11 protein-coding genes are annotated in these 13,345 nt (G+C 56.9%); 6 read left to right on the forward strand and 5 right to left on the reverse strand.

Going from position 1 to position 13,345, the window contains the following annotated elements:
- Positions 1–147 precede the first annotated feature (147 nt).
- On the reverse strand, positions 148–1,368 hold the full coding sequence (locus tag WH50_RS12930; RefSeq protein WP_243410100.1) for a multidrug effflux MFS transporter: 1,221 nt from the start codon (positions 1,366–1,368) through the stop codon (positions 148–150).
- A gap of 211 nt (positions 1,369–1,579) precedes the next feature.
- Here WH50_RS12930 and WH50_RS12935 point away from each other — a divergent pair, with 211 nt between their 5' ends.
- Complete coding sequence (locus tag WH50_RS12935; RefSeq protein ID WP_110187683.1) at positions 1,580–2,848, forward strand: methyltransferase domain-containing protein; 1,269 nt, start codon at positions 1,580–1,582, stop codon at positions 2,846–2,848.
- Between the two features lie 187 nt (positions 2,849–3,035).
- Here the strand turns inward: WH50_RS12935 and WH50_RS12940 are convergent, their stop codons facing one another.
- The gene (locus WH50_RS12940) at positions 3,036–3,500 is read right to left on the reverse strand and encodes an Lrp/AsnC family transcriptional regulator (RefSeq protein WP_110187684.1); all 465 of its coding nucleotides are present in this window, start codon (positions 3,498–3,500) and stop codon (positions 3,036–3,038) included.
- A 162-nt stretch (positions 3,501–3,662) separates the two neighbouring features.
- On the opposite strand from WH50_RS12940, the gene WH50_RS12945 reads away from it, so the two are divergent.
- Positions 3,663–4,646, forward strand: a complete 984-nt coding sequence (locus tag WH50_RS12945; RefSeq protein WP_110187693.1) for a hypothetical protein — start codon at positions 3,663–3,665, stop codon at positions 4,644–4,646.
- A 22-nt stretch (positions 4,647–4,668) separates the two neighbouring features.
- On the opposite strand, the gene WH50_RS12950 is transcribed toward WH50_RS12945, so the two are convergent.
- Together WH50_RS12950 and WH50_RS12955 are read right to left on the reverse strand one after the other, a co-directional pair.
- Positions 4,669–5,634 carry an alpha/beta hydrolase gene (locus tag WH50_RS12950; protein WP_207780296.1) on the reverse strand — a complete coding sequence of 322 codons (966 nt, stop codon included), beginning with the start codon at positions 5,632–5,634 and terminating at the stop codon, positions 4,669–4,671.
- A gap of 4 nt (positions 5,635–5,638) precedes the next feature.
- Positions 5,639–6,022 carry a GFA family protein gene (locus WH50_RS12955; protein WP_110187686.1) on the reverse strand — a complete coding sequence of 128 codons (384 nt, stop codon included), beginning with the start codon at positions 6,020–6,022 and terminating at the stop codon, positions 5,639–5,641.
- 365 nt (positions 6,023–6,387) lie between these two features.
- On the opposite strand from WH50_RS12955, the gene WH50_RS12960 reads away from it, so the two are divergent.
- Both WH50_RS12960 and WH50_RS12965 read left to right on the forward strand, forming a co-directional pair.
- Positions 6,388–7,191, forward strand: a complete 804-nt coding sequence (locus tag WH50_RS12960; RefSeq protein WP_110187687.1) for a lipid II flippase Amj family protein — start codon at positions 6,388–6,390, stop codon at positions 7,189–7,191.
- 210 nt (positions 7,192–7,401) lie between these two features.
- The gene (locus WH50_RS12965) at positions 7,402–8,298 is read left to right on the forward strand and encodes a hypothetical protein (RefSeq protein ID WP_110187688.1); all 897 of its coding nucleotides are present in this window, start codon (positions 7,402–7,404) and stop codon (positions 8,296–8,298) included.
- A gap of 92 nt (positions 8,299–8,390) precedes the next feature.
- Here the strand turns inward: WH50_RS12965 and WH50_RS27155 are convergent, their stop codons facing one another.
- Positions 8,391–10,253 carry a methyl-accepting chemotaxis protein gene (locus WH50_RS27155; RefSeq protein ID WP_110187689.1) on the reverse strand — a complete coding sequence of 621 codons (1,863 nt, stop codon included), beginning with the start codon at positions 10,251–10,253 and terminating at the stop codon, positions 8,391–8,393.
- Positions 10,254–10,430: 177 nt separating this feature from the next.
- Between WH50_RS27155 and WH50_RS12975 the strand changes: the two genes are divergently transcribed.
- Entirely contained in the window at positions 10,431–11,123 is a 693-nt protein-coding gene (locus WH50_RS12975; protein WP_110187690.1) for a type 1 glutamine amidotransferase, read from the forward strand.
- A 114-nt stretch (positions 11,124–11,237) separates the two neighbouring features.
- A complete protein-coding gene (locus WH50_RS12980) occupies positions 11,238–13,070 on the forward strand; it encodes a protein kinase domain-containing protein (protein WP_110187694.1) in 1,833 nt (610 codons plus the stop codon).
- Positions 13,071–13,345 lie beyond the last annotated feature (275 nt).

Consider the following 13,345-nt stretch of genomic DNA (forward strand, 5'->3'; position numbering starts at 1 on the left):
CAGTATCAAAACGGTTGGGCCAGTTGGCCGACCGCAGATATACAGAGTGGGGGTTGATACAACCTGTTCTGTGCATGAACCTGCCATACTCACACCCACAGCAACTCTGCAAACCGGGAGTCTGGAATAAAACCATTGGTTTGTCCGTCAGACCGCCCCAGCCTGACTACGACGTGCCGCCAGCACCAGCAACAGCGCCAGCAGCCCCGAGGCCAGATAGGCAATAGGGATATGAGTGACGGAGTGGTCATACAGTCGGCCAATAGGTATCGCGACCAGCACCGCCGTCCAGCTGGAAATAGACGACATCAGCGACGAACCGATACCCGCCACCCGGCCGAGATACTGCATGCCCATGGCATTGATATTGCCAAACAGCATGCCGTGGCAGAAAAACAGCAGAAAGCAGCAGGACATGAAGATCCACAACGGTGGAATGCCCTGGTAGTACCAGGCCAGCAGCAGAAAGGCAGAACCCACCACCAGAATACCGCTCAGCGCGCACAGTGTGAGGCGCTGCATACCAAGACGCATGACCAGACGACCATTCACCATGGAGGCCAACCCCGCGCCCAGCGCCAGGATGGCGAAATACAGCGGGAAGCGCGCACCTGCCTGATACAGATCCTGAAACATGGCCTGGGTGGTCGAGACATACGACAGCAGGGTGCCGAAAATCAGCCCGGCGGTCAAAGTGTAGGCCATCACTTTAGGGTGACTGACAATCAGCCGTGCCGACTGATAGAGATTGCGCAGAGAGATGGGAATACGGTGTTCAGGCAGTAAGGTTTCAGGCTGACGAATACCCATCCAGGTGACCGCCAGCACCGCTGCCACCAGATAGACCAGAAAGATCGAACGCCACTCACCAAACAGCAGAATAAACTGCCCCACCGCCGGAGCAATCATCGGCGTCAGGATAAACACCATCATGATGAAGGACATGATGCGCGCCATGGCATTGCCCTCGAACTGATCCCGTATCAAGGCTCGCGAAGCAATCTTCGGCCCCGATACGCCAATCCCCTGCACAATGCGCCCCAGCAACAGCTGCTCGATACCGGTTGCCGTCAACGCCAGCACCGCCCCTGCACAGTAGATGCCGATGCCGATATAAATCGCCTTCTTGCGCCCAATGGCATCGGACAGCGGACCGAAGAATATTTCGCCGCAGCCCATACCGAGAATAAACAGCGAGATGATCAGCTGGGTGTCCTTGCTGTCTTCCACTCCCAGTGAATGACCGATAGCTGGCAGCGCAGGCAACATGGCATCGATACTCATGGCCGTCAGCGACATCATCACCGCAAACAGGGCAACAAACTCAGGCAGTCGCAACGCGGGTGTCACGGGAAGGCGCTGATTCACGCGAAGCTCCTTTCAGACAGGAGGAAACGGAGGGGGCAACATACTAACCGATTGGTCATGTTTTTCCAGCTATATGAACGGCGTTCTGACATCCAGTGTGCGACGGCTATGAGACCATCATATTCTTTCGCCCCTTGCAGTCCTGATGGAGAGTACTAGGCTCTAGACATTCTCACAGCTCTCGCACTCCCCAATTCATGGAGGATTCTTTGTGCCCCATCCCTTAACCCGCATCATTTGCCAGTATCTCGACAGCCCCGTTGAAACCCTGGCCAATCACAAGCCGCTAATCGATGAGATGTGCGCCATTCTGTGTAATATCACCGGCATGGATCTCAATCCCACGGTGATGTCAGAGCGTAATACAGCAACGGCAAAGGGGAATGCGGTGTCACCCGTCGTTGCCGGCCGTTGTGCCTGGGAAATACTGCGCAGCCAGGTATTTATACGGGGAGTATATGCCGCCATTCGCGAACGGCTGGATAGCCCGGATCGGGATGCTGACAGCACGCCGCTAAATATTCTCTATGCTGGCACCGGACCGTTTGGACTACTGATCGTGCCGCTGTTACCCCTGCTATCGGCAAAAGAGGTCCAGATCACCCTGCTGGATATCCATGATCGCTCGTTGACGCTGCTGAACAAGCTGATAGATGAACTGGATGTCAGAGACCGTATTGCTGCCATCCACTGCACCGATATTCTCAAATGGCCTGCGCCAGTAGCTCACTATGATCTGGTTGTATCGGAAACCATGACGGCCATGCTCAAGGCAGAACCACAGGTGGCGATATTTGCTCATCTGGTATCGGCGCTGAAGCCCAGCGGCAGCCTGATACCTGAGCAAATTCAGGTTAACGCCAGTCTGCTGGCCGCTGGTACATTCGATGAACAATCAGCGATTCCATTAGGCCGTATGTTCAGCCTTGACAGGCAGACTGCTCTGGCGATTGCTAGCGGTGATGAGCGTTGCTTCTCTGCGCAGCTGGTAATACTTGAACATCCTGCGCATTACACTGACTTGCAATTTACTACTGAGATCGTCGTCTATGGTGACCATCGTCTTACTAGGGGACAGTGCTCACTGACCATGCCTTTTACCCGCCATAAAGTCCGACTGGAAATTGGCAGCACGCTGGAGTCTCGTTACGTATTGAATGACAGACCTGACTTCGAAATTCGCTACAAGGTCACCAATGCTGTGAACTATGACACCCCAGCAGACAGCTCAGACTGCAGCATGTTCGGCATTCCCCATGCAAAACGCCTGTGGCAAAAGGTTCAGCTACTGAAGCTGAACAGGCTTGACCCCGGCATAGTGCAGAGCGAACAGGATCTTGATCTGCAATGCTATCGGGCACTGGGTCTGCAGTATCCGGATGATTTGGCTGAGCTTTTTTCCAAAGATAGCCTCAGCGATTTTGAAAGCTGGGTGATGACAAGAAATCAGAGCCTCACCAATCACAGTGCTGTCTCCTGATAGCAATATGCTCACAATACGTGAGCCAGATAAGACAAAAAGTGCTGAGCTACGGAGTTGAGTCACCTGCTGAATGAGCACTCCGACGTACTTTCAACACCGAATGATCACCGTGCAGCAAGTCGATTAGATATTCCAGAACAGGTGTTTTCTCTCGCAACAACCACCTGTTCTGGCTGTTTATCATTCAAGACTTCACCTCAATCGCCGTCTCGAATTTGTCCCGCTTCATGGATATCAGGGTGCGGAACTTTTTCATGTTGTCGTCCGCATGCAGCACCCGGTCACAGAATGCCTCATAGGCATCCATATCCGGCACCATCACGATCAGAACGAAGTCCACTTCGCCGGTCACCCGATAGCATTGTTTCACTTCAGGCGCGGCCACTGCCCGGTTCAGAAAGCGCTGGTACATGGCCTTGTTGTCACGCTCCATGATGACCTCTACCACCATATGCAGGCAGGGACCGAACTTCTCCGGTACCAGCAGTGCGACCTTCTTGTCGATATAACCCTCATCGGTCAGGCGCTTGACCCGTTTCAGGCAGGCCGGAGGCGACAACCCGACCTGCTCTGCCAGCTGCAGATTGGTGCAGCTGCAATCCTGTTGCAGGGTACTCAGAATGGCACGGTCAATACGATCCAGCTCCATCACACTCACCTAATAAAATTTCTTTTAATTTAAATAAAACAAATTAAATAAAAAGAACTGACAACTTATCTGGAAATAATTTTTACCCGTCACGCTACACTGCCTGCAATGCCCACACCTGCCAATGGCTGCTCATTGGCACCCATCATTGAGGCCTTTGTTATGTCGACGTTGCTGCGCTGTCGGAAGGAAGCGACCGCCCTGCTGGGAGAATCGCTCAGAGTGTACTGGGCCCTGCTGAAAGTCATGGTGCCCGCCTTACTGGCGGTCAAACTGCTGGATATGCTGGGCGGCACCGCGCTGCTGGGGAAACTGCTGTCGCCCCTGATGCAGCTGATGGGGCTGCCCGATAGCCTGGGTATTGTCTGGGCCACGGTGCTGCTGACCAATATCTACACGGCAATGATGGTCTTTCTGGATATTGCCGCTCATGAGACGCTGACCGGCGCCCAGATCACCATCATGGGTACGCTGCTGCTACTGGCACACTCGCTGCCAGTTGAAGGCGCCGTCGCCAAAGCCGCCGGTGTGTCGTGGCGCCTCACCCTGACTCTGCGCATCGGCGGCGCGCTGGTACTGGGCATGCTCCTGCACTGGTTCTACGCCGCTACTGGCTGGCTGCAGACACCGGGACAGGTACTGTGGAACCCGGCGGCCTCAGCAGACACCGGGGTGGTGGGATGGCTGATGGATCAGGTAGTCACCCTGCTGACTATTTTCCCCATCATTTTGGCCTTGCTGACCCTGCTCAAAGTGCTGCGCTGGCTGGGTATCGAGCGGCTGATTCATGCTCTGCTGTTCCCGGTACTGCGCATTCTCGGTATCGGCAAGGATGCCGCCAATGTCACCATCATCGGGGTCACCCTCGGGCTCAGCTACGGTGCAGGCATCCTGATTCGCGAAGCCCGTTCAGGTCAGCTGCAACCGCGTGACATCATGTTGACCCTGTGTTTTCTCGGGCTGTGCCATAGCGTGATAGAAGACACCCTGCTGGTCGTGCTGATGGGGGCGGATCTGTCGGGCATTCTCTGGGCACGTCTGCTGTTTGCGGTCGTGGTGATCGGCATTCTGGCGCGTTTGCCGTTTATGCGTCGCGTTGGAGTAACCCTGCCCTTGACGGTAAAGGAGTCATTTCGCGGCGACTAACAACCTAACAGGTCGTTGACGATCAGGACTTCACCTTCAGTGCGGCCGCCAGCCCTGCGCTCAGCCCGGACATAAAGCGCTCCACCGTGCGGGTGTAGTCACCTTCTGTGCCCAGTTGCAGATTGATATCACGATGGGACAGATCCTCTCGCAGCACACGGCTGCTCACCTGCTGCTGTTGAGCTTTGCTGGCAAACCGCTCGGCTTCTTCACAGGAGGTCTGGCGGCGACTGGAACAGACCGCCAGAAAAGGGGCAGCCTGATGACCAAGATAAAGAATGGGTGAAACCTCTCGCCAGTAACCGGGGTCATCACCAAAGGCATCATCATAAAGCCGCAGGTGGCGGCTCGACATGATGCTTTCCACGTCCATCGCTGCGCTATCGAGCAGCACCGTGCCCAGCCAGGGCTTCAGCCCGAGGCTAGCAAAACGACCGGGGTCTGCACCAATCAGCGCGCTCAGATGCGCTCCGGCCGAGTGCCCCATCAGTACAATCTGCTGGCTGTCGCCGCCCCACTGCGCGGCATGCTGTTCGACATAGGCCAGCGCCCTGGCGACATAGTTGGCCTGCTGCAATACCGACGTGTCGGGCAGCATCGGATAGTTGACAGTCACGAAGATCAGCCCGCGCGGCACCCAGCGTTCGATCTTGTTGACGACCACGCTGCGTGAATCCTTGTCCCCTCCCCGCCAGCCGCCACCATGGACCATCACAATCAAGGGCGCCTGATGGGGCTGATGCGGCAGATAGATATCCAGCCGTTCCTGGTCGGAACTGCCGTAGGCCACGTTTTCCAGCACCTGCCCCTTGCTGGCACCGCCCCGCGCTTCCTGCTCTTCACTTTGTGCCTGACGCCGGGCCTGCCACAGCTCACGCAAAGGCCCGGCATGGCTCCACGGCGACAGCAGCGTGGGCGCTAGTAACAGCATAGCCAGCATGAAACGACTAACGGTGCGACGGTGAGTCCGCGGCTTTACCCCGTTCATGGTGTTATTCCATCTCATCCAAAAGCGAAGGCAACCAGCAGGCACGCGTATCCAGATGCAGGTCAGTGATATGTTCCGGCCTGTAAGGCGTATCAAAGGTGCCCATGGCGATCGCCACCCGATCCGGAGCACGGTGTGGATCACTCCACTCCAGACTGGAGCCGCAGTCGCTGCAAAACCGGCGCAGTACCGTGCCGGAGGAGTTGTAGGTCTTGAGTTTGTCGAGCCCGGTCAAATAGACCAGATCGTCGCGGGCAACGTTGGCGTAGGTGGCAAACGCAGCACCGTGTTGCTTCTGACACATGGTGCAATGGCAGTGAGATGCCCGCAGCGGTTCACTGCGGACTTCATAGGTAATAGCGCCACAAAGACAGCTGCCGTGATACATGATGTACGCTCCCGCCAGGGGTGGTTTTTTTGTCCTACAATGTTGTCCCAACACTGCCTAAGCATAGCCCTGCTCTGAATAACTGCCATGCTCTCAATAACTGCCATGCTCTCAATAACTGCCATATTAGGGGCGTCTGGCCGAACGGTGATCGGTTATCTGTGATCCATCGAGACGGACAGTTCCCTTATTCTGCCTGACCGTCTGATATGCAGATTGCTTCATGCATGCAGCCAACTGTTTCACCGACTGTTTATTCCTGTGAAAGCGGCTGTCTATTCCTGTGACAGCGGCTACACTGTCGCCGACATCAGCCTCACCGGCGCGACGTTGTATGCGCTTGCTACGCCATCCAAAGGTGCTCCATGGACCTCGAACTCGTCTTCCTCTGTGCCCTGACTTTCGTCATCCACCTGATCAGCACGCTGGCATTTGCCGTGCGTATTTCCGGTGTGCGCACCCGCCGTATTGCCATCTCCTTTTCGCTCTTCAACGTGCTGGTGCTGGTCTCCCGCATCGCCAACTCCTTTCAGGGGCCGTTTCTGGCCAAACGCATTGAAGAAAACATTCATGCCGGTCTGGGTCAGGACATGCTGGGCGACTTTCGCTGGTTGCTGGCCTCAGCGGCACTGGCCACGCTGGTGGGTGCAGTACTGATCCCCACCTTCCAGCGGCTGTTCAGCTCGGCGGTGGTGCACTTTCAGAACCACCGCTCAGTACCCAGCCTGATCGGCTATGCCATTCGCAACAGCGACTGGGATGGCCTGAAGGAAATGGCCCGCCTGCCCACCCGCGAAATTCTTGTCGGCATGAAGCAGAGCCGCGAAGTGCCGTTGAGGGTGATCGCCATGAATATCGGCGTCTCGGCCCTGTGGACCATCGGCGTGCTGGCGTCCCTCTACGCCGGTTTTATCAACCCTGACGTGCGCATGACCTCCAGCAACCTGTCCGCCATCATCAACGGTGTTGCCACCATCATGATGTACGTTTTTGTTGACCCGCATATGTCACTGATGACCGATGACGTGATGGACAACCGCATGACCGAAGCCCGCTTTCGCCGTGGCATTGCCTGGCTGGTAGCCAGTCGCTTTGTTGGCACGCTATTGGCACAGGTGCTGCTGGTGCCTGCCACCCTGTTGATTGTATATGTCGCCGAACGCATGTAACGTGGCCACCTTCAGAACAGGTTCATGATCCTGCTGCCAGCACGAAATGCAGCGTGACTGGCTGCCGGCACACAACAGATTGTGAACAGGTGATTTGTAATGCCCCAAGGTTGGGGCTCCCACTTCGACAGTGAAGCCTGTACCCGGGTGACTACCTGACCGGCTTCAGCTGTCGCTGCTGGTCCAGACTGCCAAGATGGATAACCGGACATGCTGACCCCGCTCTTACCCCGTGCCTGCTTTGCGCATCACAGCAGCGCCAACCGCTGGCCACTGGCCCTGACATTGAGTGTGATCTTGCTGTGGCTCACCGTACTGATACCGCTTCGTCAGGCACAGGCGGTGACACCCCCACCCAGCTCCCCGGTCAAGAAGCTGTTTGTCGCTTCCCACATCGATGACTTCCTGATCGCCATGGAAGACAAGAAGAGCCTACTGATTCGCATGTCGCGTAATCTGCCCGGCAGCCAGCCGCCGGTCGCGACCGAAGAGGCCGCCACCACCGCGATGTTTGCTGACATTTTCGTCAAGGAGCAGATGTCGGCTGTGGCGCAGGACTATCTGGTCCAGCATTACGATCCGGTGGTCGCACAGGGTGCTCTGACCTTTGCCCGCACGCCCATGGCAGCCAGACTGATATTGCTAGAAGCTGAAGCCAGTCTGCCTGAACACCGCGAAGCCATGCGCAACTACCTCAACACCATGCAGAACCATATCCCCAGCCAGCAGCGTGTGGCTACGCTCTATCAGCTGGACAGCCTGACGCATTCTTCGCGCTGGATGGCGAGCATTCTGCAGTTGATCGCCAGTGGTCTGGAAACACAGGTGCAGAGCAAGACCGAGTACAAGCTGATCAACAAAGACCGGCTGGTTGAGTTGATCAATGGCCTGAAAGAGCAAAGCAAGAGCTATCTGGAATCCCGCCCTGGGGTGCAGTTCCTCGCTTATGCCTATCGCGACGTACCTGATGCCACGCTGGCCGACTATGCCCAGCAGCTGCAAACCAAGGAAGCGGCCTGGTTTATGAAGGTCACCAAGAAAGCACTGATCGAAGCCATCAAGCCCAGCATCAATCTCTATACCGCACGCTTCGTGGAGCAGCTCTAACAGCCTGTTCAGCGGCTTAACTAACGCCGCTGCACCCCGGTACGATGCCGGTGCAGCGGCAACGACTGTTCAGAGCCTGTTTACGATCTGTGCTACTGCGCTGCCGCCAGCGCTTCCACCGCCTTGATATCCGCCACCCCTTTGGCAAAACGCCATTGTGGATCGTTATATACGGTCCCCATCCAGCGGCTGATCAGGGTCTGATATTCCCGTTGCTGGCGATAACGTCCGATAAAGTCATTGATGGCCTGCAACAGACTCAGGTTGCCTGCCTGTCTGCCGACCGCCACAGAATAGAACCACAACTCGGGGCTGAGATTACCCGGCAGCACTTCCATCTTGCCGCGCCAGGGGCTGGCATCACCGTAGCAAGCCCAATGATAGATCGGCAGGTCCACCGCAAAGGCATCGACAACGCCGTTGGCCAGACAGTCATGAATCTGGCTCTGATCGTTATAGGTCAGCAGATTGGCCAGCTGCACCTTGCCACCCGCCACATGACGGTTGGCGCCCCAGCGCAGACCGGCATCCTCCAGCACCTGCATGGCGGCAGGGTCATTGATACAGCCCAAGACCTTACTTTCCAGATCCTTCAGGCCAGCAATACGCCCGTCTCCCTGACGTTTGGCCAGTACATAGGGCAGGAATACATAAGGCTGGGAAAAGGCCACCTGATCGTAGCCCGGCATCGGCGGCATGGCGCTCCACACCAGATCGACCTCTGCTTCTCCACGCTTAGGCCCCGCTTCGAGTAACTGCAGGCAGCGGTCCCACGGGTGTTCGACAAACCGGCATTTCACCCCAAGCCACTGGGCAAAGGCCTGCGCCAGCTCGGCATCAAGCCCCTGCAACGGCGCGCTGGCACTGGGGTGGAATGACACGCCGACAAACGCCGGTTCAATGGCGATGCGTATTTCGCCACGCTGTCTGATCGCCTGCAGCCGGTCAAACCCTTTGCCGGTATGCAAATGCTCCAGATGCAGAAGACGCTCAATGGCACCCTCTGCACGCGAGTCCCCCTGACGACCCGGCTCTTGCAGAGCATCCGACAGGTCGGCCAGCAACTGCTGCCCCCACTGGCTCTTACCAGTGACCTGCTGCTGCGCACCGTGGCTCAAGCCCAGCGTCGCCTCGATAATCCGGTTGTTGCTGTCCACCTCATTGAGCGAACTGCTGATCTCATCAAGCAGATGGTTGATGCTGTCCAGTGACTGCTTGACCTGCACAGCAAGCTCGCCCAGCTGATGATCGGAACTGTTCAGTATCGCCCCCAACCGGTCACTAACGATGGCCAGATCCATCTGCTGGTAGGCTTCCTGCGTGCTGGACTGGGTGCGCATGGCCAGGTCGCGAATCTCGCTGGCCACCACAGCAAACCCCCGCCCCGACTCCCCTGCATGGGCAGCTTCGATAGCCGCGTTGATAGACAGCAGCTGAACTGTCTTGCCTACCTCCTCAATGGACTTGATCACAGACAGCGCCCCGGATGAACGCTCGTTGATCAGGGCCTGCAAGTCAGCAAACTGGCTGGAAAACAGCCGGGTAGTCTCGCCCAGCTCCTGTTCTATTTCAGTGCGCAGCGCCTTGGCGTTGTCACCGCTGTGCTGCAAAAAGCCGCGTGTACGTTCGACAAAGGCATGCTGTTCGGCGGTGCGCGCTTCAATCTCACCAAGGGTAGACGACAGCACGGTCAACGCCTGTTGCCCATGACGCTGTAACGCCTGCAACCGCTGCACCAGCACAGACATAGCCACATCGCTTTGACTACCTGCACGTTCATCGGACGCAGTGGTGCTCAGCAATCTTTCACGCAGGGCTTGCGGCATCTGCTCAGCCCCCAGCAGCAGGGCCTTGTCAATCTCACCGCGGCAGAGCGCGTCCTGCCAGCTGGGTTCTGCATCACTGTTGGTTAACGACTGATAGCGGGAATTGATCCAGCTCGCCATGAACGTCATGCCTGCCTCCTTTTCCTCACAGTAAAAAATTATTAAGCAAAAAGCAGACCGTCAGCCCAACTGCGACTATGCTTGGCGAAGTGCCCAATGAGTCAAATTCACTGTTATAAGCGCGCTCACGACCTCGCCGGCGAGAGTCAGCAACATCGTGAGTCCATCCCTACGGAGAGCTAACTGATGCGTGTCCTGGTTTTGCAACATGTTGCCTTTGAAGGCATCGGCGCCATGGAAAACTGGTTTGAACAGCACGACGCCAGCATCGACTATGTACGCTTTTTTGAAGCGGATGCGACATTGCCCCCGGCACAGGATTTCGACCTGATCATCGCCATGGGCGGCCCCATGAGCGTCAACGATGAACAGGGCTATCCCTGGCTGGTCGCTGAAAAACGCTTTCTGCGTGAGGCCATCCAGCAGGGTGATACCGCGGTGTTAGGGGTCTGTCTGGGCGCGCAGCTGATCGCCAGTGCACTGGGCGCCAGGGTGTATGCCAACCCTGTGGCAGAAATTGGCTGGTATCCCATTCATCAGCAGGGAACCGACGAAGACTGCTTTATCTTCCCTCCGCAGATTGAGGTACTGCACTGGCACGGGGAAACATTCGACCTGCCGGAAGGCGCTCAGCTGCTGGCTTCCAGCGCCGCCTGTGCCCATCAGGCGTTCCAGCTGGGCGACCGCGTCATCGGCCTGCAATGCCACCCGGAAATGACAGCTGGCATCATTGCTGATCTGCTGGAAGAATGCGGCGATGAGCTGGTGCCCGGCGAATGGGTACAGGATGCCGCCACCCTGTCGGGTGTCAGTGAAGCACGCTATATCAAGGCACATCAGCTGATGCAGGCCATTCTGGAATATCTGCTGATGGAGTGAGGCAACAGCGGTGGACGGAGGTGTCAGAAAGCGCCGACAATGGCATCTACCGCCACAGGTTCAGGATCCTGCACGCAGCAGATCGTGAGTTCCAACAATAATAAGGCCCGCCCCATGCCCACCCAGCCCATCCTGCAGCAGTTCTATATCAACGAGGAGCAGTCGCTCTACCTGATGAGCCATCAGGATGCCCAGAAGATCAAAGACTGGGTCAGGTTGTGTATGGAACAGCTGGAGCAGCTGGGCTTCAGCGACATCGAATTTATCGGCAAAGGTGCCTATGGCTTCGTCTTTGGTGGCCGCTCCGGTGGCGGCACCGACTATGTGTTCAAATTCTCACGTATCAATCTGCCGCAGCATGTACAGGACCGGCTGGAAGAAGAAGCCTGGATGCAGAGTCAGGTCAGCCACCGCTTCATTCCTGCCGTCAGTGAATACAGCAAGATTCGCAAGCAGTCGGTGCTGATCATGGAGCGCGCTCAGGGCGAAGATCTGGAACAGTATCTGCTCAAGGCCGGGCGCCTGAGCCCGCGTCTTGTAGTCAGGATTGCCGCGCAGCTGGCCGACGTGCTGAAGGCGCTGCGCCAGTTCAAACGCGCTGGTGAAAGCGCGCCAGTGGTACACGGTGATATCAAGCCATCCAATATCGTCTTTGATCCGGTCAGCGAGGAAATCCGCCTGATTGACTGGGGTTCCAGTGTCTTTGCCCAGCTGGATGAAAGCGGCCAGCCCGTCGGGGGTGGTGCCTTTGGCATGCTCGGTCAGGATATGCAGCACACCAATGCCAAACTGGGCGATGTCTACTTTATCGGTGATGAACAGCTGAACGGCGGGCTCAGCTCACCACGCTTTGATGAGCAGGGCGTGGCAGGCACGCTCTATGCGCTGGCCTCCGGTCAGTCATGCCGGTATGGCTTTCGCGCCATTCCCGCTACCTCGCTGGGGCTGCCCAAAGAGTTTGCCCTGATGCTGCAGGCCATGCTGGCAGGTGACTTCACCAGCCGCACTCAGGCGGGGGATTACTTCCTGCGCAATATGCAGTACATGAGCAAGCTGGTGCTGCCTGATCTGCCCAGTACCGCAGAAAAGCCACTGATACCAATCTGGAGTTACGATCAGGACCGCGATATCGACACCGTGGTGTACTCCTCGCGCAAGAGCTTTCTGCGTGAGGAAAATGCCGATCACTATCTGGCAGCGGTCAACGATGTGGAGCTGGAGAAGTACTATAAGAACTTTATGCACGGCATGGGCGATACCGAACGCGCCCTGCTGGCTGCTGTCAGCCGTCTGGGCAAGTTCCCCATCGTCGGCGGGCTGGCCATCCGCTGGGAGGAAAGCGGCGTCTTTATCGACTCCAGCCTCAACCTCTACAACAAGGCGCTGAAGCATTCCTTCATTATCGCGGTCAACAATATGGTCACCCTGGCCCGTGCAATCCGGCGGGTCGGGGTATTCAAATGCTGTATGTTCAACGCCCGGGTTACCCAGCACGTGGAGCGCGCCAGTGAGCAAGATATCTTCCACCCCTTGCCGGGCATGCATATTCCCTATGAGGTGCACACCGCGCCGCAGGTCGAGGACAAGAGCCGTAACCACTCCTACTTTGAAGACGGCCAGGACCCCGACGAGTTTCTGCAGTTACCTCAGGAAATCATGCGTGAAATTGCCTACCTCAACGAGATACATCACACCGGCCTGCTGATCTTCGAGGCCCTGCCCACCCATCTGAAAATTCACAGTTATTACGTGTTGCTGGATAAGCAGCGGGAGCAGGATTTTGCCGGTGCCCTGCAACGCATTCTGTCCTGCATTCCTCTGATCCGCGGCCTCGGGGTATCTGGCTTTATGAAGATGCCCTATAAGAACACCCGTCAGCTGCAACATCAGGACGCGCTGGCCGAGAACTTCTATCCACGGGATCCACGCGAACGGCTGGCATCGTAACCGCCTCAAGCCATATTTATCAGGCAGAAGACGCCATGGCCTTAAAGGTATTCGGAGGTTGCGTAGTTCGGTGCGGTTCGTACCTCACCAGCACCCTCCGCCGTAGTGCTCCCGATGCAGGATGCCGGTGAGCGCAGTGAACCGCACCGCGGTGGCAGGCAACACAATCGTCTCGCTGATTGAGAGGGCTTCTGGAGTTGCGGAGTTCGGTGCGGTTCGTACCTCACCAGCACCCTACGCCGTAGTGATCCCGAGGTAGATACCATCTCTCCTAA

The sequence above is a fragment of the Pokkaliibacter plantistimulans genome (genome assembly GCF_003194385.1).
Taxonomy (GTDB): Bacteria; Pseudomonadota; Gammaproteobacteria; order Pseudomonadales; family Balneatricaceae; genus Pokkaliibacter; species Pokkaliibacter plantistimulans.

What these genes read in the sequence shown, in the direction of transcription:
- WH50_RS12940 (WP_110187684.1), bottom strand. Translation starts at nt 3,500, where the DNA reads ATGGAGCTGGATCGTATTGACCGTGCCATTCTGAGTACCCTGCAACAG.
- WH50_RS12945 (WP_110187693.1), top strand. Translation starts at nt 3,663, where the DNA reads ATGTCGACGTTGCTGCGCTGTCGGAAGGAAGCGACCGCCCTGCTGGGA.
- WH50_RS12950 (WP_207780296.1), bottom strand. Translation starts at nt 5,634, where the DNA reads ATGAACGGGGTAAAGCCGCGGACTCACCGTCGCACCGTTAGTCGTTTC.
- WH50_RS12955 (WP_110187686.1), bottom strand. Translation starts at nt 6,022, where the DNA reads ATGTATCACGGCAGCTGTCTTTGTGGCGCTATTACCTATGAAGTCCGC.
- WH50_RS12960 (WP_110187687.1), top strand. Translation starts at nt 6,388, where the DNA reads ATGGACCTCGAACTCGTCTTCCTCTGTGCCCTGACTTTCGTCATCCAC.
- WH50_RS12965 (WP_110187688.1), top strand. Translation starts at nt 7,402, where the DNA reads ATGCTGACCCCGCTCTTACCCCGTGCCTGCTTTGCGCATCACAGCAGC.
- WH50_RS27155 (WP_110187689.1), bottom strand. Translation starts at nt 10,253, where the DNA reads ATGACGTTCATGGCGAGCTGGATCAATTCCCGCTATCAGTCGTTAACC.
- WH50_RS12975 (WP_110187690.1), top strand. Translation starts at nt 10,431, where the DNA reads ATGCGTGTCCTGGTTTTGCAACATGTTGCCTTTGAAGGCATCGGCGCC.
- WH50_RS12980 (WP_110187694.1), top strand. Translation starts at nt 11,238, where the DNA reads ATGCCCACCCAGCCCATCCTGCAGCAGTTCTATATCAACGAGGAGCAG.